The sequence below is a fragment of the Nocardioides lijunqiniae genome (assembly GCF_015024225.1).
Taxonomy (GTDB): Bacteria; Actinomycetota; Actinomycetes; order Propionibacteriales; family Nocardioidaceae; genus Nocardioides; species Nocardioides lijunqiniae.
The window spans coordinates 1-18,141 of sequence record NZ_JACJGM010000004.1; the positions used below are offsets into that span (position 1 = coordinate 1).

General features: G+C 71.6%; 15 protein-coding genes. 8 read left to right on the forward strand and 7 right to left on the reverse strand.

The genetic code is table 11. The annotated features are described in order from the left end of the window. Window positions 1–108 precede the first annotated feature (108 nt). A complete protein-coding gene (locus IRQ30_RS03515; RefSeq protein ID WP_193606911.1) occupies window positions 109–1,635 on the reverse strand; it encodes a helix-turn-helix domain-containing protein in 1,527 nt (508 codons plus the stop codon). Between the two features lie 104 nt (window positions 1,636–1,739). On the opposite strand from IRQ30_RS03515, the gene IRQ30_RS03520 reads away from it, so the two are divergent. Together IRQ30_RS03520 and IRQ30_RS03525 are read left to right on the forward strand one after the other, a co-directional pair. Continuing rightward, the gene (locus tag IRQ30_RS03520) at window positions 1,740–2,756 is read left to right on the forward strand and encodes a zinc-dependent alcohol dehydrogenase family protein (protein WP_193611659.1); all 1,017 of its coding nucleotides are present in this window, start codon (window positions 1,740–1,742) and stop codon (window positions 2,754–2,756) included. A 47-nt stretch (window positions 2,757–2,803) separates the two neighbouring features. Then, window positions 2,804–3,061, forward strand: coding sequence for a DUF3072 domain-containing protein (locus IRQ30_RS03525; protein ID WP_193606909.1), 258 nt, complete (start codon window positions 2,804–2,806; stop codon window positions 3,059–3,061). A 308-nt stretch (window positions 3,062–3,369) separates the two neighbouring features. On the opposite strand, the gene IRQ30_RS03530 is transcribed toward IRQ30_RS03525, so the two are convergent. Then, window positions 3,370–3,825: a VanZ family protein gene (locus IRQ30_RS03530; RefSeq protein WP_193611660.1), complete on the reverse strand. Its 456-nt coding sequence runs from the start codon at window positions 3,823–3,825 to the stop codon at window positions 3,370–3,372. Window positions 3,826–3,991: 166 nt separating this feature from the next. On the opposite strand from IRQ30_RS03530, the gene IRQ30_RS03535 reads away from it, so the two are divergent. The 4 genes from IRQ30_RS03535 to IRQ30_RS03550 all read left to right on the forward strand — a co-directional run bounded on the left by IRQ30_RS03535 (window position 3,992) and on the right by IRQ30_RS03550 (window position 8,750). After that, window positions 3,992–6,349 (forward strand): ATP-binding cassette domain-containing protein, encoded by a 2,358-nt coding sequence (locus IRQ30_RS03535; RefSeq protein ID WP_193611661.1) that lies wholly within the window; start codon window positions 3,992–3,994, stop codon window positions 6,347–6,349. A 93-nt stretch (window positions 6,350–6,442) separates the two neighbouring features. Further along, on the forward strand, window positions 6,443–7,003 hold the full coding sequence (locus IRQ30_RS03540; protein WP_193611662.1) for a hypothetical protein: 561 nt from the start codon (window positions 6,443–6,445) through the stop codon (window positions 7,001–7,003). Between the two features lie 13 nt (window positions 7,004–7,016). Beyond that, window positions 7,017–7,496, forward strand: a complete 480-nt coding sequence (locus IRQ30_RS03545) for a GNAT family N-acetyltransferase (protein ID WP_193611663.1) — start codon at window positions 7,017–7,019, stop codon at window positions 7,494–7,496. Window positions 7,497–8,048: 552 nt separating this feature from the next. Beyond that, a complete protein-coding gene (locus IRQ30_RS03550) occupies window positions 8,049–8,750 on the forward strand; it encodes a hypothetical protein (RefSeq protein ID WP_193611664.1) in 702 nt (233 codons plus the stop codon). A 6-nt stretch (window positions 8,751–8,756) separates the two neighbouring features. Here IRQ30_RS03550 and IRQ30_RS03555 read toward each other — a convergent pair whose 3' ends face one another. After that, window positions 8,757–9,524, reverse strand: coding sequence for a DeoR/GlpR family DNA-binding transcription regulator (locus IRQ30_RS03555; RefSeq protein ID WP_193611665.1), 768 nt, complete (start codon window positions 9,522–9,524; stop codon window positions 8,757–8,759). Between the two features lie 51 nt (window positions 9,525–9,575). Between IRQ30_RS03555 and IRQ30_RS03560 the strand changes: the two genes are divergently transcribed. Further along, on the forward strand, window positions 9,576–10,775 hold the full coding sequence (locus tag IRQ30_RS03560) for an MFS transporter (protein ID WP_193611666.1): 1,200 nt from the start codon (window positions 9,576–9,578) through the stop codon (window positions 10,773–10,775). 59 nt (window positions 10,776–10,834) lie between these two features. Here the strand turns inward: IRQ30_RS03560 and IRQ30_RS03565 are convergent, their stop codons facing one another. After that, window positions 10,835–12,925 carry a galactose oxidase-like domain-containing protein gene (locus tag IRQ30_RS03565; RefSeq protein ID WP_193611667.1) on the reverse strand — a complete coding sequence of 697 codons (2,091 nt, stop codon included), beginning with the start codon at window positions 12,923–12,925 and terminating at the stop codon, window positions 10,835–10,837. Window positions 12,926–13,189: 264 nt separating this feature from the next. On the opposite strand from IRQ30_RS03565, the gene IRQ30_RS24070 reads away from it, so the two are divergent. Further along, entirely contained in the window at window positions 13,190–14,863 is a 1,674-nt protein-coding gene (locus tag IRQ30_RS24070) for a glycosyltransferase 61 family protein (RefSeq protein ID WP_193611668.1), read from the forward strand. Window positions 14,864–14,881: 18 nt separating this feature from the next. Here IRQ30_RS24070 and IRQ30_RS23705 read toward each other — a convergent pair whose 3' ends face one another. Genes IRQ30_RS23705 through IRQ30_RS03580 form a run of 3 tightly spaced genes read right to left on the reverse strand, consistent with a single transcriptional unit; the run spans window position 14,882 to window position 17,744 of the window. After that, complete coding sequence (locus IRQ30_RS23705) at window positions 14,882–15,016, reverse strand: hypothetical protein (RefSeq protein ID WP_264674572.1); 135 nt, start codon at window positions 15,014–15,016, stop codon at window positions 14,882–14,884. A gap of 20 nt (window positions 15,017–15,036) precedes the next feature. After that, the gene (locus IRQ30_RS24075; protein ID WP_193611669.1) at window positions 15,037–17,133 is read right to left on the reverse strand and encodes a transglutaminase domain-containing protein; all 2,097 of its coding nucleotides are present in this window, start codon (window positions 17,131–17,133) and stop codon (window positions 15,037–15,039) included. Beyond that, window positions 17,130–17,744 carry a hypothetical protein gene (locus IRQ30_RS03580; protein WP_193611670.1) on the reverse strand — a complete coding sequence of 205 codons (615 nt, stop codon included), beginning with the start codon at window positions 17,742–17,744 and terminating at the stop codon, window positions 17,130–17,132. The genes IRQ30_RS24075 and IRQ30_RS03580 overlap by 4 nt, the downstream gene beginning before the upstream one ends. Between the last annotated feature and the right edge of the window lie 397 nt (window positions 17,745–18,141).

An 18,141-nucleotide genomic window follows, 5' to 3' on the forward strand; every position in this document is an offset into this window, starting at 1 on the left:
GGCGGGCGGTTTTGACCCCCCCCCCCCCGCCGCGCCCCGCGCGCCGTGCGGTCTGTGACCACACCGCAGGGTCGCCGACCCTCGGGACGGCGCCCCCCCCGACCGGCGTCAGATGTCGCGGAACGTCTCGATGGAGGCGCCGAGCAGGTTGAGGCGCTCGGCGAGGTCCTCGTAGCCGCGATGGATGACGTAGGTGCCGCGTAGCACCGAGGTGCCGCGCGAGGCGAGCATGGCGAGCAGGACGACGACCGCCGGACGCAGCGCCGGCGGGCACATGAGCTCCGCACCGGTCCAGTGGGTCGGGCCCTCGATCATCACGCGGTGCGGGTCGAGGAGCTGGACGTGGCCACCGAGCTTGTTGAGGTCGGTGAGGTAGATCGCCCGGTTGTCGTAGACCCAGTCGTGCAGGTAGGTCTGGCCCTCGGCGGTCGCCGCGATCACGGCGAAGAAGGGCAGGTTGTCGATGTTGAGGCCGGGGAACGGCATCGGGTGGATCTTGTCCAGCGGCGCGTGCAGGTCGGAGGGGCGCGTGGTCAGGTCCACCAGTCGCGTGGCGCCGTTGGCGGCGACGTACTCCTCGGTGCGGTCGTAGCTGAGGCCCATCTCCTCCAGCAGCGCGAGCTCGATCTCGAGGAACTCGATCGGCACCCGGCGGATGGTGATCGACGACTTGGTGACGATCGCGGCCGCGAGCAGCGACATCGCCTCGATCGGGTCCTCGCTGGGGGAGTAGTCGACGTCCACGTCGATCACCTCCTTGCCGGTCACCTTGAGCGTGGTGGTGCCGATGCCGTCGACCTCGACGCCGAGGCGCTGGAGGTAGAAGCAGAGGTCCTGGACCATGTAGTTGGACGAGGCGTTGCGGATGATCGTGGTGCCCGGGTGCAGCGCGGCGGCCATCAGCGCGTTCTCGGTGACGGTGTCGCCGCGCTCGGTGAGCACGATCGGGCGACCCGGCTCGATCGCGCGGTTGACCTGCGCGTGGTAGGAGCCCTCGGTCGCCTTGACCTCGAGCCCGAAGGGGCGCAGCGCCGACATGTGCGGCTCGACGGTGCGGGTGCCGAGGTTGCAGCCGCCGGCGTACGGCAGGTCGAAGGCGTCCGAGCGGTGCAGCAGCGGCCCCAGGAACATGATGATCGACCGGGTACGGCGAGCCGCCTCCTCGTCGATGTGGCCCAGGTCGAGCTCCTTGGGCGGGATGATCTCGAGGTCGTTCTGGTCGTTGAGCCACTTGGTCTGGACGCCCAGGCTGTTGAGGACCTCCAGCAGCCGGTTGACCTCCTCGATGCGCGCGACCTTGCGCAGCGTGGTGCGGCCACGGTTGAGCAGCGTCGCGCACAGCAGCGCGACGCCGGCGTTCTTGGAGGTCTTGACGTCGATCGAGCCCGAGAGCGTCGTGGGGCCGGTGACCCGCAGGTGCGTGGGCCCGGCGCCGAGCGCCACGATCTCGGAGTCGAGGGCCTCCCCGATGCGGGCCAGCATCTCCAGGGAGAGGTTCTGGTGGCCCTTCTCGATGCGGTTGATCGCACTCTGGCTGGTGTTGAGCAGCGAGGCGAGCTGGTGCTGGGTGAGTCCGCGGTGCTTGCGCGCGTCGCGGATCAGGTGACCGATCCGGCCCTTGTAGTCCAATGCCATATCTTCACGGTAACTCACATGTGAGATAAGGCAAACCACGCTGCCGGCGGGCGCGTCGCGCCGTCGCGCAGCACCCCGCGACCGGGGGTGCGAGGATGATTCGCATGCGAGCCACCACCATCCACGGCCCCGGCGACATCCGCGTCACCGAGGTGCCCGACCCGGTCCTGCAGAGCCCCACCGACGCCATCGTCAAGGTGACGGCCGGCTGCATCTGCGGCTCCGACCTGTGGCCCTACCGCGGCCAGAACGACGTCGAGGTCGGCGCCACGATCGGGCACGAGTGCCTCGGCGTCGTCGAGGAGGTCGGCTCCGAGGTGACGTCCTTCCGGGCGGGCGACCACGTCATCGTGCCGTTCTGCCACTGCGACAACACCTGCGCCCACTGCGCGGCCGGCGTGCAGTCCGCGTGCACGAACCTGAGCATGACGACCAGCGGCCAGGCCGAGTACGCGCTCGTGGGCCAGGCCGAGGGCAGCCTCGTGAAGCTCGACGGCGCGCCCGACGCAGCCCTGGTGCCGTCGTTGCTCGCGCTCTCCGACGTGATGCCCACCGGCTGGCACGCCGCGGTGGCGGCCGGCGTCCCCGAGGGCGGGACCGTGGTCGTCGTGGGCGACGGGGCGGTCGGGCTGTGCGGCGTCCTCGCCGCCTCCGTCATGGGGGCCGAGAAGGTGATCGCGATGTCGCGCCACGAGTCGCGCCAGCAGATCGCGACCGCGTTCGGTGCCACGCACCTGGTCGCCGCCCGTGGGCGCGAGGGCGCGGCCGAGGTCAAGGAGATCACCGGCGGCATCGGTGCGGACGCCGTGCTCGAGTGCGTCGGCACCGACGACGCGATGGGCACCGCCTTCGCCGTGGCCCGCCCGGGCTCGACGGTGGGCTTCGTCGGCGTGCCGCACGGCGTGGAGCTGCCGGTGCGCCGGATGTTCCAGAAGAACGTCGGCCTGCGTGGCGGCATGGCGCCCGTGCGCCGCTACCTGCCCGAGCTGCTCGACCACGTCCTCGCGGGCCGCATGGACCCGGGCCGCGTCTTCGACCTCACCCTGCCCCTGGCGGAGGCGGCCGAGGGCTACCGGGCCATGGACGAGCGCCGCGCGGTCAAGGTCCTGCTGGAGCCGTGACCCGGCCCGTCCCTTGACCTGTCGGTGCCGCGCGCTACCGTGGCGTCATGACTGAATCGAACACACATTCGACCGCCCAGGCCCAGCCCGACGAGACCGACGTGCTCGGCGGCGACTCCGGCAACACCACCGAGAAGGACCCCTCCGACTGGGTCACCGGCGACGAGCCCATGACCGGCGCGCAGCGCAGCTACCTCGACAAGCTGGCGCGCGACGCGGGGGAGACCCTCACCGCCGACCTCACGAAGGCCGAGGCCTCCGAGCAGATCGACCGTCTCCAGGACGAGACCGACCAGGGGGCCTAGTCGGCCCGGGGGAGGCCGGACTCAGACGCGCGCGAGCCGACGCTCGGGGGCGGGTGCCTCGACGGGCACGCAGGCACACGAGTCGGAGCACGCCAGGTAGGTGTGGCGCGCGTGGCCGCAGCGCGTGCACGGCATGTCGTGGCTCAGCTGATGGGTGCTGCTCGGAACGGTGTCCCACATGATGTATTCGCCCCCGCGACGTCGTTGGATCGAGCGTAGGGGCTCCGCGGGCAGGCCGAGAGCACATCGCCGCAGATCGCCCATATTGGTGAGCCGCGACGGCGGCCGCGCGTGCCGGCACCGCTGCATCACGTCGACCTGGCGGCGACCTGACGACGCCGACGTCGTCGACGCAGCGTCGCCGGCATCGTCAGGACGAGGGCGACCACGATGCCGACCAGGCCGCCGGCGGTGTTGGCGAGCAGGTCGCGGTCGTCGGGGACGCGTCCGGGGATCTGGCGCTGGGCGGTCTCGATGGCCGCCGTCATCAGGAAGGAGCCGATCCCGGCCAGCCACCACTGCCCGGCGCCGAGGAGCAGCAGCAGGAACATGCCGATCGGGACGAACAGCGCGATGTTGGCCAGGAACTCCAGACGGGCGTAGTCGATCGACTCGGCGTAGCCGCGGCGGTGCAGCGCGTCGAGCGCGCGGAGGATGAGCTGCTGGTCGTCGGCGCCGATCGGCTGCGGGGTGAGCGTCAGCCAGGCGACGAAGACGAGGTAGCCGCCGGTCAGCAGGCTCAGGAGGGGATGTCGGTGCAGCACCCGGCCAGTGTGCCGGTCGGGGTGGAGCGCGTCCGGGCCAGGACCCGACGCGCCCGGGGTGCTGTCACACTCCGGGTTCGGCGGACGTCTGCGATGAGGACGGCCGGTGTCGCCGGTCGGTCCTAGTCTGGGCGCCGGGCCCGGAGACGCGACGGATGGAGAAACCTTGAGCACGCACCCCGCCGACCTTCACGACCTGATCCGAGTCCAGGGGGCTCGCGTCAACAACCTGCGCGACATCAGCGTCGAGATCCCCAAGCGCCGACTGACGGTGTTCACCGGGGTCTCCGGGTCGGGGAAGAGCTCCCTGGTGTTCGCGACGATCGCCGCGGAGTCGCAGCGGATGATCAACGAGACCTACAGCGCGTTCGTCCAGGGCTTCATGCCCTCGCTGTCGCGTCCGGAGGTCGACCTGCTGGAGGGCCTCACGACGGCGATCATCGTCGACCAGGAGCGCATGGGCGCCAACCCCCGCTCCACGGTCGGCACCGCCACGGACGCCAACGCGATGCTCCGCATCCTCTTCAGCCGGCTCGGCACTCCCTACGTCGGTCCGCCCACGGCGTTCTCCTTCAACGTCCCGACCCGCAAGGCCAGCGGAGTGATGTCGACCGACAAGGGCGGGCGGGTGGAGAAGAGCGTCGTCAAGGACGCCGTCTACCTCGGGGGCATGTGTCCTCGGTGCGAGGGCATGGGCAACGTCAGCGACATCGACCTCACCGCGCTCTACGACGAGACGAAGTCACTGAGCGAGGGGGCCCTCACCGTTCCGGGCTACTCCATGGACGGCTGGTACGGACGCCTCTTCGAGGGCGTCGGGCTGCCGATGGACAAGCCGATCTCGTCGTTCACGAAGAAGCAGCTCGACACGATGCTGTACGCCGAGCCGACCAAGATCAAGGTCGAGGGCATCAACCTCACCTTCGACGGGATCATCCCCAAGATGCAGAAGTCGATGCTGTCGAAGGACCCCGAGGCCATGCAGCCGCACGTGCGGCGCTTCGTCGAGCGTGCCGTCACCTTCCAGCCCTGCCCGGAGTGCGAGGGCACGCGCCTCACCCGGGAGGCGCTCAGCTCGCGCATCGAGGGGCGCAACATCGCGGAGCTCTGCCAGCTGCAGATCAGCGACCTGGCGGCGTGGGTCCGCGAGCTCGACGAGCCGTCCGTGGCGCCATTGCTCAAGGGCCTGCGACACCTGCTCGACTCGTTCACCGAGATCGGGCTGGGCTACCTCTCGCTGGACCGCCCCGCCGGCACGCTGTCCGGGGGAGAGGCGCAGCGCACCAAGATGATCCGGCACCTCGGGTCCTCGCTGACCGACGTCACCTACGTCTTCGACGAGCCGACGATCGGGCTGCACCCCCACGACATCGAGCGGATGAACCAGCTCCTGGTGCAGCTGCGCGACAAGGGCAACACCGTGCTCGTGGTGGAGCACAAGCCGGAGACGATCGCCGTCGCCGACCACGTCGTCGACCTGGGACCCGCGGCCGGCTCCGGTGGCGGACAGGTCTGCTTCGAGGGCACCGTCGAGGGCTTGCGAGCGAGCGACACCATCACCGGCCGACACCTGGACGACCGGGCCACGCTGAAGGACGCCGTCCGAGAGCCCACGGGCGCGCTCGAGGTGCGCGGGGCGGCCACGCACAACCTGCGCGACGTCGACGTCGACGTGCCGCTGGGCGTGCTCTGCGTCGTCACCGGGGTGGCCGGCTCCGGCAAGAGCTCGCTGATCCACGGCTCGGTGGCCGGGCGCGAGGGCGTGGTGGTCATCGACCAGGGCGCGATCCGCGGCTCGCGGCGCAGCAACCCGGCGACGTACACGGGACTGCTCGAGCCCATCCGCAAGGCCTTCGCCAAGGCCAACGGCGTCAAGCCGGCGCTGTTCAGCTCCAACTCCGAGGGCGCGTGCCCGACATGCAACGGCGCGGGCGTCATCTTCACCGAGCTGGGCGTGATGGCGACCGTGGAGTCGCCGTGCGAGGAGTGCGAGGGCAAGCGCTTCCAGGCGGCCGTGCTCGAGTACACCCTCGGCGGCCAGAACATCGCCGACGTGCTGGCCATGTCGGTGACCGAGGCCGAGGCCTTCTTCGCCGACGGTGAGGCACGCACGCCCGCCGCCCACAAGGTGCTCGAGCGCCTCGAGGACGTCGGCCTGGGCTACCTCAGCCTCGGCCAGCCGCTGACCACGCTCTCGGGCGGCGAGCGGCAGCGGCTCAAGCTGGCCACGCAGATGGCGGAGAAGGGCGACGTCTACGTCCTCGACGAGCCCACCACCGGCCTGCACCTCGCCGACGTCCAGAACCTGCTCGGCCTGCTGGACCGCCTGGTCGACTCCGGCCGGTCGGTGATCGTCATCGAGCACCACCAGGCCGTCATGGCCCACGCCGACTGGATCCTCGACCTCGGACCGGGCGCCGGCCACGACGGCGGCACGGTGGTCTTCGAGGGCACCCCCGCCGACCTCGTCGCCGCCCGCTCGACCCTCACCGGCGAGCACCTGGCGGCGTACGTCGGCGGCTGACCGGCATGCGGTGAGGTCACCAACGCCGGGGTGCGACCCGGTCGACGTCCGACGGTGCGAGTGATCGCGCCTGCCGGCGGCTAGATTGGGGACATGGACTCGGAGACCTCTCGCAAGCGCGGATCACGCACCACGGTGCTGTTCGCGGTCGTGGCCGTGGCGGCCGTGATCGTCGGCGCCGTCGCCGTGACCCAGCTGACCGGTGACGACGACGACCAGGGCGGCCCCGCCTCGTCGGGCACCTCCAGCACCTCGCCGAGCGACGGTCCCGACCGGCTGCTCGTGTCGCCCGCCGCTGAAGGTTGGGGGAGCCAGACCGTCGAGGACTGCGCGTCCTACGAGCCGGCGGCGGAGCCCGAGGTCGTCTACGTCCCCGACTTCGCCTACGAGTGCGTCGTCAAGGTGCCCGAGGACTCCAGCGCGATCTTCTCCTCGGCCTCGGCCCAGGAGATCGGCGGCATCAGCTGGGACAAGGGCTCGCAGCCGTGGGTCGAGCTGTCCGGTCAGCAGGTCATGAAGAAGATCGAGGGCGACGAGTTCAACATCACCGACCGCGTCATCCAGGGGGTGTGGCTGCAGGACGGCAGCGAGTACGCCGTCTACGTCGGCCCCGAGAGCCCGGCCGCGCTCGACGCCCTCGAGGCCTCGGAGTAGGCGTCAGCCGACCGTGATCCGCGAGCGCCTCGAGCAGGACCTACGGGTCCTGTGCGGCATCGTGGAGGGTCTCTCCCCGCTGCCGGGGCACCACTCCGGGAGCGACCCGCTGGCCTGGCTGGGGCGGCGCGAGGGCGGACTGTGCTGGGTGTTCGACATGGCGCCGGTCAGCGTCACGCCGACCGCCAACGTCGCCGGGCACGTCCAGATGTACCCCCTTGCCGGGCAGGATCCGGGATGGACGGCGATCGGCCAGCTGGTCGTGCGACCTGAGAAGCACGATCACGGGATCGCGCGGTACCTGCTGCGGGAGTCGGTGCGCCACGTCCGGGAGGCCGGGGGCACTCCGGTCCTCGACCTGGACACGTGCCTCTTCCGGTCCGAGGAGCTCTTCCGGCGCTGCGGCTTCGAGAGTCTGCCTGACTCACGCGGCACCGGGTCGCTGCTGGTTCACCGCGGCGAGGTCAGCCGTGCGAGGTCGCGCACGGCGTAGCGGTGGTGCTCGGCCTCCTCCGTCAGCACGACGGTGAGGCACCGGCGCACGACGTACTCCCTCCCGGTTCGGGTAGGGCGCCGACGGCTTGCGGCCGCACACCCGGTCGAGCTCCCCGTCCGTCGGGCCGACCACGAGGTCGTGCACCGTGTCCATGCGGGCACGGCGCGCCTCCAGCACCTCCTGCAGCGTCGGGGTGGCGTCGAGCGTGAGCCCCAGGGACGCCGATACGTCGGGCGGCATGCCTCCGTGGGGCAGACCGAGCGGGACATCGCTCATTCCTTTGCGTGGGGGATGTCTCGGACGTCACACCGTGACACCGGTGTCATCAGTAACAGCACACGTCCCGGACGGTTCCGGGAGCGGATCCATCACTTTCTGGTCGTCGGGTCGCAGGCGATCCGTCCGGCCGCCGGGCGTCCTCGACAGCCGGTCGTCCTCGCCGAGCGGTCCTCCCGCCACTGCCGGCACGATGGCGCCTAGGCTCCCCGGGTGCCGCGCAAAGTGCTGTTCCGACGCTCACGTCGGGTGCTTCTGAGGGGGCACCTGGGCGTGACCACGACCGTGCTGGGCGCGAGTGTCGTCAGTGCCGCGGCGCCGGAGGCGCTGCACGGCGTCCTGGCCGGTTGGCTCGTGGGGGCAGTGGGCCTGGTGCTCGTCGCGCTCGGCGCCGCCGTCGGGGTCCGGGCGTGGCGGGGGAGCGAGGCAGCGATCGTCTTCGATCGCCGCAACCTGCAGACGAACGGCCTGGACGACGGCCTGCCCAGGGGGGTCTTCCGCGAGCAGCAGCGCGTGGGCCTGGAGGCCTCCGACGGGTGGCTGTGGTGGGGGACGGTCGCCGTGGTGCTGGGGCTGCTGCTCGGCGCGGCCGGTGTCGCCGTGGGGCGGCAGGACGGCCAGCCGTGGGGAGTCGCCTGGTCGCTGCTGGGCCTGGTGCCGGCCGCGCTGTGCTTCCGGGCCGGGACCGGCACGACGTACTGGCTGACCCCGGAGGGGGTCGAGACCGCTCGCTGGCCGCGACGCTCGGTGCGCTGGGCGGACGTGCAGCGGGTGGTGCGCCTCGACCGGGGCGTGCCGCAGCCAGCACCCGGCGCCTTCAACGTCGTCGAGCTCCAGACCTCCGGTCCGGTCGGGGGAGCACCACGCTGGAGGGGGACCGATCTCCTGCTGAGGCTCGCCCTCGTGGAGGTCGACCCGGATGAGCTCCTGGAGATGGTGCAGGAGCGGGTGCGGGACGCCACCGCGCCCAGGTGAGCGCGCTCAGGCTCGGACGACGTGCACCGTCGTCGCGCGGTCGAGCCAGTCCTGCCCGGCCTGCGCCACGTCGGTGACCAGCACGTCGAGGTCGTCGGGGGAGAGCACCAGGTGGGGGGCGGTCGTGCCGTGCTTGGTGTGGTCGGCCAGGACGGCGACGCGGAGGGCGACGGCGGCCATCGCCCGCTTCACGTCGGCGTCGAGCGGGTCCACCGACGTGGCGCCGGCGTCCGGGTGGAGGGCGCAGGTGCCCAGGAACGCCCAGTCGGCCCGGTATGCCGCGATCCCGGCGGTGGCGGCGGGGCCCACCAGGAAGCGCGAGCGCGCGTCCCACTGCCCGCCGGTCAGGTGGAGGGTGACGTCGGGCGTCCCGGTGAACACCTCGGCGATGTCCAGGGAGTTCGTGAGCACGGTGAGCGGACGGTGGGAGGAGGAGCCGGCCAGCGCGACCGCGAGCGCCAGCACCGTCGAGCCGGCGTCCAGGATGACGGTGTCACCGGGCTCGACGAGCTCCACCGCGGCGGCGGCGATCGCCCGCTTCGCGTCGCTCGCGACGTCGGCCCGGGCTGCCCACGAGAGATGCCCGGTGTCCAGGGCGACGGCTCCACCGTGGGTCTTGTGCAGGTGACCGGCGGCCGCCAAGGCCCGCAGGTCGCGCCGGACGGTGTCCTCGGAGACCGCGAGCTCGCGGGCCAACGTGGACACCTCGACCCTGCCCCGCTGCTGGAGCTCGGCCAGCACCCGCTGCTGACGCTCCTCTGCGAACGTGCGCATCATCGTCCCCATTCTGCCGAGGTCTGCTTGACCTTGCCGAAGTATGCACGATTGACTGGACCCGTGCCCGCCCCTCATTCTGCCGCCTCGGTCCTGCCGGCTGCGGCCCCCATCCGCCGTCCCGACACCTCGCCCGCGGGGCTGGCGGCCGTGGGAGTCGTGGGCTTCGTGGTCCTCGGCGCGCTGAGCAGTGCCCTGGGTCCCGCGCTCCCGACGCTGCAGGACCGGCACGACCTCAGCGCCACGGCGGCGTCGCTGCTGCTGACGGCGTTCTTCGGCGGGGCCACGACGGGCGTCGTGGTGGCCGGCGTCCTGCGACGCCGGATGTCCACCCACGCCCTCCTCGCGGCCGGGGGGAGCGCGGTCGCGCTCGGCTGCCTCGCCCTCCCGCTCTCGGGGGGAGTGGCGCTCACCGCCGCGCTCGTCGTGCTGGCCGGGGTGGGGTTCGGCATCCTCGACCTGCTCCTCAACCTCGTCCTGGCCCGGGCCGGAAGCCGCGGCCCGGCACTGCTCATGGCGGTGAGCGCCGCCTTCGGCATCAGCGCGATCGCGACTCCACTGCTGATCGGCCGCTGGCCGTCGAGCCTCGCCGTGCCGTTCTGGTCCTGTGCCGCGGGAGCGGCGCTGCTGACGGCGCTGGGCAGCCGCGTCCGGGTGCGGGACGACGCTGCCGACGACCTCCCCTCCGACGGCGGCTCGTCCCGCGGCCACGGGGCGCTGGCCGCCGCGCTCCTCGGTGCGGTGCTCCTGGGCTACGTGACGCTCGAGGGGGGAGTGGCCGGCTGGGAGACCACCCACCTGAGGGCGACGACGGATCTGAGCGAGTCGCACGCCGCGCAGTCGGTCGCGCTGTTCTGGGGCGGCCTCGCGGTGGGGCGCCTGCTCGCGGCGCCGTTGGCCGCACGGGTCCACCCGGGGACCCTGATCGCGCTGGCGCTGCCCGGCGCGGCGCTGTGCCTGGCCGGGGCAGCGCATCCACCTCTCGCCGTGGCGGCGTACGCACTCGCGGGGCTGGTGCTCGCGCCGATCTTCCCCGCGGTCGTGAGCTGGCACGCCCGGAGCCGGCCGGACGGGCGGGGGATCGCCGCGCTGTTCGCCGTCGGCCTCGCAGGGCCGATCCTCACGGCGCCGCTGATCGGCAGGACGGTGGACGCCCACGGGGGAGCCGCCATCCCGTGGGTGCTCGCGCTGCTCGCCGTGCTCGGCAGCGCCGTCGCACTCGCGGCACGCCTCACGCGGGCCCTGCGATGACGACCTGCGATGACGACCTGCGATGACGCTTGCGATGACGGCACCGACCCGCCGCGAGGTCAGCGCACCGGCACCGTGACGATCCGCGAACGGCTCGGCGTCCCGCGGCGGTCCATCGCGAACAGCATGTAGTTGCCCGGCAGCAGCACGCTGGAGCTGCGCGGCAGCGCCAGCGTGGAGCGGTTGCCGTCGCGGCGTACGACGCGCAGCGGGATGCGCCGCTGGCTGTTGTTGACCGTGTGCGTCGCCTCGGCCATCCGGACGAGCGCGAACGACCGAGCACCCTTGCGGGTGCGGACGGTGATCCGCGAGCCGAGCCGGGCGGTGCGCGGGGCGGCGGCGATCCGCGGGCGGGCGCGCAGCCTGCCGTCGTCGCGCAGCAGGTAGCCGGGGGTGTAGACCTGCCCGTTGAAGTGGTTGGTCTCGCAGTCGCCGCAGAGCCCGCCGCCGCCGGAGAACACCCGGCCGTCGGGCAGGAGCACGGCCACGCTGTGATAGGTCCGGGGCACGGCCATCGGGGCGCCGAGCCGGAAGCGACCGGTGCGCGGGTTCCAGATCTCCGGGCGCAGACGGGCGTCCAGGTCGGAGAAGGGCAGGGGTCTCGCCTGACCGCCGACGGCGACCACCTCGCCGTTGGGGAGCACGACGCTGTTGGCGAAGGTCCGCGGCTCGATCATGGCTCCGGTCCGCCGCACGCGGGGCCGCGTGCCCTTGATGTTGAGCGTGTAGGCCTGCCGGACCGCGGGCGTCTCGTCGTAGGCCGGCGCGCCACCGAGCACCAGGACGCGGTGGGGGGCGTACATGACGGCGTTGCCGTTCATCTGATCGCTGCCGGGACGCTTCCCGACGGTGCGCACCGAGCCGCGACCGCGCAGCGAGACGAGGTTCATGGCCTGGCTCGGCCCGACCTGGAGCACCTTGCGATCAGCCACGGGGTAGAGCCACATCTGGTTGTCCTGACGGAAGATCCCGGCAGGGTCGTCGGTCAGCATCCTCTTCGGCGAGACGCCCGGCAGCCGCCGCCAGCCGGTCCGCTTCGACCAGACCTCGCCGACCTTGCCGCCGAGGCCGCCGGGGCCCCAGGAGCCGCCCACGGTGAAGACGCGCCCGTCGGGCATCGTCGTCATCGCGTGGTAGCCGCGACCGACCTTCATCGGCGGTCCGGCCTTCCAGGTGTTGCGCTTCGGGTCGTAGATGCTGGTCTCGTTGGCGTTGCTGCCGCCGGTCACCATGATCCGCCCGTCGGGCAGCATCGCGACGCCCGGGCAGAACATGTCGTGACGCGTCTTGGTCACCAGGCGCCGGCTGACCTCCATGGTGTCCAGGTCGAGGATCGCGGTCTGCGTGTAGCCCATGCCCTGGGGGTCGTAGTCGTCCGTCGCGTACGCCGACCAGGTCAGCAGCCGGTTGCCCGGGAGCGCGGCCACCGCGACGGGCACGAGGGGGAAGGCGATCGTGCGCCCCCAGCTCCCGACCACGGAGGGTCGGCCCTCAGCCTTGCGCGGCGTGGGTGCGCGTCGGTCCGCGTCGGCCTTCGGGGTGCGCAGGTCGAGGTCGGCCACTGCGGCTGGCTGTCCGTCGCTGGTCTCCAGGGCGGTGAGTCGCACGAACCGCGCGTCCACCCGCGCGAACTCCGTGGGTACGCCGCGACCGTCACCGGGCCAGCGGCCGTCGGCGACCGTCGTCCAGGACGTCCCGTCGGTGCTGACGGCGAGCTCGAACTGCGTGATCGTCCCGACGCGGTCGCCCGGCGCCGTGTAGTCGAGCCCGAGGACGAGCTCGGGGGAGCCGAGGTCGACGGTCAGGACCGCCGGCACGTCGGTGCTGGCGCGCCACACGGTCGCCGGGTCACCGTCGACGGCCTCCGTGGCGGACATGAAGCGGGTGCCCTCGGGACCCGCGCCCACCTGCTCGGTCGCGGACCAGTCGAGCCGGCCCACCGAGCGGTCGTCGGCGACGTAGGCGGCGGGGGAGGGCTGCACCATGCCGGCCATCTCGTGGCCCGCGGCGTGGTCGCCGTGCTGGTCCGCGTGTCCTCCGGCGGCGCCGTGCTGGTGACCGCCGACCGGGGGAGGCTGGTCCGCGCCTCCGCCCACGGTCAGCAGCGTGACGACCAGCGCGAGACCCGTCCACCCGACACCGGCTCGCACCCACGTGACGCGTCGCCGCCACCTGTCCTGACCCGTCGAGCTCTCGTGCACGACACCCCCCAGTGTCTCGTGGCTGTAGCCAACCTAGGTCGCCCAGCGACGGATGTCCCTCGTTCAGCCACATCCGCGGTCCAGCACCGCCGCGACGCCCGTCGCGGCGACGCCAGGTATCCGCGGCGCCGTCCAGGTATTCAGCGACGGGTCGACAACCTCACCGGGGTCGAGGGGCGTAGTCGTGGTGTGAACTCCTCGACTGTCAGCGGCGTGCGCGCAGGTGTGAGAGCGCTGGCGCGCCTGGCCCGCCCCGAGCCGACCGCCGCCGAGCGACTGGAGTCGCTCGAGGACGCCTCCACCGTGACGGCGCTGCGCCCGCTGCTGCTGCGACTCGGCGAGCGTCCCGAACCGGCCGTGGCCGTCGTCGCCGACGTGATCGACCCCCCGATCGCGCGGGCACTGCTGGAGGTGTGGCCGCAGGCACGCCTCACCGTGCTCGACGCAGCCGTCGGGGAGTCGGACCTGCACGTGGCCCTGGCGGCCGCCGGGTCGTTCGACGCGATCTTCGACCTCGCCGACGAGCGGGGCGGGCGGTCGCGGGAGATCCTCTTCCACCTGCGCCGCGGCGGGGTGCTCGTCGTCATGGACGCCCGCGCCGAGGCCGGCCGGGCCGCCGAGGTCGCCGGCACGGCCGTCCGGTCGGGCCTGCTGCCCGACGACGTACCCACCCCCGACGACCTCCACCTCGCCCGTGCCGTCGACTCCGTGGCCGTGCGTGGCGACCACCTCATCCTGACGGCCAACCCCCGCGGGCGGCCCTACCTCGCGAAGCTGCGAGAGGAGGAGGTCGACGCCTACCTCGAAGCCACCCTCGGTCGCGTCGGACGCGTGCTCGGCAGCCGCCCCGGCTCGGTCGTCGTCAACCCCGCGCCGGTCGTCGTGTCGCAGGCCGACACCCCGATGGTCTACCGGACCACCTTTGAGGCGCCGCCGCTGCGGCTGCGCGAGTACCACCGCGTGGAGTGCCTGACCGGGCAGGTGCTGTGCACCGACAACGTCGTCCTGCCCGACTCCTTCCGGCACAACTACCGGCCCCGGCTCGCCAACCGGTCCACCGTGCCGGTGGCGCCGCGCTTCGCCCAGACGAAGGGCCCGCAGCCCGAGGACCGCGACGGCACGTGGTTCTACCTCGACTCCGAGTTCCGCGGGCACTTCGGGCACGCGATGACCGAGCAGGTCTCGCGCCTGTGGGCGTGGCAGGAGGCCAAGGCAGCCCACCCCGACGTCCAGGCCCTGATGCTCACCGGGGCGCGGACCACGATCGCGGAGTGGGAGTACCGGCTGTACGAGGCGGCCGGCGTCCCGCGCGAGGACCTGGTCCTGCTCGACCGCCCGGTCCGTCCCGAGCGCCTCCTCGCGGCGACCCCGGCGTTCTCGCAGCCCGGCTACATCCACGAGGCGGCTCGCGAGGTCTACGACCGCGTCGGCGACCACCTCGCGGTCGATGCGCCGGCGCGGGACTACGCCGACCGGATCTTCTGCAGCCGCCGCCACGAGAAGCGCTCGGCCACCAACCCGGCGGAGGTGGAGGACTTCTTCGCGCGTCGGGGCTTCGAGATCGTCTACCCCGAGGACCACCCGCTGGGCGAGCAGGTGCAGATGTTCCGCTCGGCCACCGAGGTGGCGGGCTTCGCCGGCAGCGCAATGTTCTCGATGGCGTTCGTGCGCGAGCCCAAGCGCGTCACCCTGGTGTCAGCCGAGACCTACACCGCCCAGAACGAGGGCCTGTTCGCCGCCATGCGCGGACACCAGCTCAACGTCGCCCGGTGCCGGGCCACGCGTCTGCGACCCGACGGGACGCTGATCGCGAAGCGGCTGCAGGCCAGGTTCACCTTCGACGACGCCCGTGAGGGTGAGTTCCTGCGCCGCATCCTCGGCGAGTGAGTCCGGCGCTCGGCGGTCTCAGGGGAGGGGGATGACCGCGACCCCGACCCGCTTCGCGGAGCCTCCGGTGACCTTGACACGGATCCTCTCGGTCCTGCCGTCGATGGCGCGGGGGAGCAGGCGCTTGGGTTCCCAGGCGTTCGGGTGGCTCACCGGCTCCTCCTCACCAGTCGTCAGCGGGTGGCGTACTGGCGGAGGTACGCGTTGGACATCCAGTCGTCGCGCTCGGTGCGCAGCGCCGAGCCCGTGAACTCCGCATCGCTGATCAGGAGGTACTTGGTGCCCGACTGGGGGTTCCATGGACCGCGCGGGTCGTTCCAGGTCACGTCGACCGCCCGCCAGCCGTCCGCGACCTTCACCTTGTTCCACGCGTGACCGCCGCCGTCGGCGAGCTCTCCCGTGACGACGACCGACTCGACTCCGGCTTCCTTCGCCAGCGCGTGGAAGGCGTACGCGTAGCTCATGCACACCCCGGTGTCGTCCACCAGGATGCCGTGCGTCTCCCAGGCGTAGCGGAACTTGGCGGGGATGTCCGAACGGTACTTCCCCGGCGACGACTCGAGCGCGCCGTAGTCGTAGTCGGCCTGATCCACGAGGTAGCGGTTGAGGGCGCTCACCTTCTCCGAGACGCTCATCCCGTCGTTGATCACCTGCTCCACGACCGACTCGGCCGCCTCGGCGATGTCCTTCTGATGCGACTGCTTCTCGGTCTGCGAGAACGCGGACTCGACGTGGATGACATTGCCCTCGATGGAGAACTTGTCGAAGTACGACAGGGAGTACGGGTTCTGGTAGACGGCCTCGGTCAACGCGTCGTCGAGCTCAGGCAGACCCGGTTGGCCGGCGACCTCGGAGACGTCGATGCTGGTGGACCCCGCGATCAGCTGTCCCGCGATGAACCTGGTCAGGTCGTTGCTGCCGAAGACCGGGTAGTCCGGCGGGGGCAGCTCGGGGCTGGGCTTCTGCGGGAGGTCGCTGCGGACCACGATGCTCGTCTTGCTCAGGCCCGTGGGGGGGTAGTCGCCCTGCGCGCGCTTGTTGAACGTCGTGACCGCGGCGTCGATGTTGTCTACCGCCGCGACCGGGATGCGGACAGGATCCACGAGCCGGGTGCCCTGCCCGCGCAGCGGAACCACCCAGTCGCGGCCCTTCCGGCGTACCTCGGCGCGGTCGACGAAAGCGCCCGTGGCCCGGGTCGAGCCCTCGATGGACACGTAGAGGAACCGACTCGGCAAGGCAGCCAGGCCGCGGTTCGCGAGGTCGGCGCCCTGGTCCCACTTCCGGTCGGAGCGGACCGGCAGTGCTTCCAGGCCGGTGAAGTCGATCGCGGTGACGACCGACGGCTGTCGGTCCACGACGGCGATGACGCCGAGCCTGGCGTCGACCTTCTCGGCAACGAGCTGCGGCAGCGTGACCATCGTCGACGCGTCGACGGTGGTCAGCTTCAGGAGGTCGTTTTGCGTGCACGTGGCTCGGAAGCAGCGCTTCGTCGCGGCCGAGGACCAGCTGGTGTCCGTCGTCCGGCCGACGACCCGCACCGTGTCGTCGAGGCTGCTGTCCCGGCGCTGTTGCAGCACGACGAGATATTCTGTCGCGTTCGGGACCTGCGACCATTCGAGGAACGCGTCTCCCTGCGGCGTCACCGACGAGGTGATCTGCGCCGGGGCCGGCGTCTGCGCGGTGAAGTCGACCTGGGTCACCAGCGGCCGGGCCCGCTTGCTGCCGTCCGGCTCGAGGTACTGCACGACATACGCGCGGGGGTTGAGGCTCCAGTAGGTGCCAAGATCCGCCAGTGTGGCCACCGACTGGTCATCCTGGCCCTGGACGTAGGCACGTTTCAGCCGCAGCGGCTTGAGAGCCAGATGTGGGTCCGCCCCGGCGGAAGTCAGGTCAGGCAGGATCGCGAACGGCACCGGCTTGCTCAGCGCCTGGTCGGCGTACACCTCGATCTTGCCGGGGTCTCCCTGCCAGGGATCCTTGGCGTCGGCGTCGTAGTCGGCTGGGATGATCAGGTCGCCCTCGATGCCGACGCCGGTAACGGCCTCGGAGTAGTCGTAGCCCGGGACGGCCTCCGGCGTCTGCACGGCGGTGGGAAGCACCGCGGCTCCGTCCTCTCGCAGCTGCTCCAGCAGCGCCTCGGAGGTGTCCGGGCGGTCCTCCGATGCGTCGTCGTCATCGAGCACCAGGACCACGGCGACGCCCACGACGAGGATCAGCGCCAGGGCCAAGGACCCGAGGACCGCCAGCCAGGGGAACCTGCGCGCGGTCACTTCTCGTCCATCCAGGTCGGGGTCTCCAACGTCGGAGCCGTGATCGACGGCAGCGGCTCGTCGCGGTCGGGATAGACGCCCTGGCACGCCTGGATGACCGCACCCTGGGCCTTCGGGATCTCTGCCTGCTGGGAGCTGATCTCCGCCGGGATCTCGGTGTCGGGGGTCTGACCCTGCGCCAGAGCGTCGTCAACGCCCTGCTTCCAATCCTGGAGCGCCTGGTAGTAGGCCACGGTGACGGTGGCCTCCTCCTTCACGAGCGCCGCGATCTCGTCGTCGCTGATGTCGGCGAGTGCCGCGTCGTAGGCCTCCTGCAGCTTGTCCGGGTCGAACTCGGTCGCTGCCCAGATCTGGCTGTTCAACACCACGTCCGCGTAGACCTCGCACGACGCCTCGTGTGCGCCGCCGGAGGTGTCGTCCTCCTTGTCGGAGCCATCGCCACGCACCACCAGCGCGACGACGCCGATGACGACCAGGACCAGCACCAGGCCAGCGCCGAGCAGCGCCAGAGTCAGTCCAGTCCGGGGACCCTTCGGCGGCTGCGTGTGCGGCGGCTGGCCCGGCGGCGGGAAGCCGCCCTGGCCGACGGAAGGCGGCAGAGGATCGTTCACGAGGTCTCATTCCTTACTGGTGACAAGGGGCCCGCGATCGGCCGGCTTTTCGGCAGGCCATCTCAACGACGGGTCGCAGGCTCAAGGATCGCTGGGCTGGAGGTGCCGAACTACCCAACGAAACCGTGGAACTCGGTCGCCGAACATCCGCGACTACCTCGGCGTGGTCCGTACGAGTGGCAACATCAACTTCGGCAGCTTCGTTGAGTGCACCCTGCTGCGCTCTCCGTGGACCGCCGATAACTGACATTATGTCAGGTTGCAGGTCTGCGTGTCTCCCCGCAGGTCGTCCACTGACGCACTTGCGGCGTTCCGCGTGCGCTCATCCGGTGAGCTCGCGAGAGTCACGCTCCTAGACTCCCCTGGTGAGATCGTCCCGAGGTTCTGGCGTGTGGCT

Coding starts and splice junctions, on each gene's coding strand:
- IRQ30_RS03515 (WP_193606911.1), bottom strand. CDS start 1,635: ATGGCATTGGACTACAAGGGCCGGATCGGTCACCTGATCCGCGACGCG.
- IRQ30_RS03540 (WP_193611662.1), top strand. CDS start 6,443: ATGGACTCGGAGACCTCTCGCAAGCGCGGATCACGCACCACGGTGCTG.
- IRQ30_RS03525 (WP_193606909.1), top strand. CDS start 2,804: ATGACTGAATCGAACACACATTCGACCGCCCAGGCCCAGCCCGACGAG.
- IRQ30_RS03555 (WP_193611665.1), bottom strand. CDS start 9,524: ATGCGCACGTTCGCAGAGGAGCGTCAGCAGCGGGTGCTGGCCGAGCTC.
- IRQ30_RS03520 (WP_193611659.1), top strand. CDS start 1,740: ATGCGAGCCACCACCATCCACGGCCCCGGCGACATCCGCGTCACCGAG.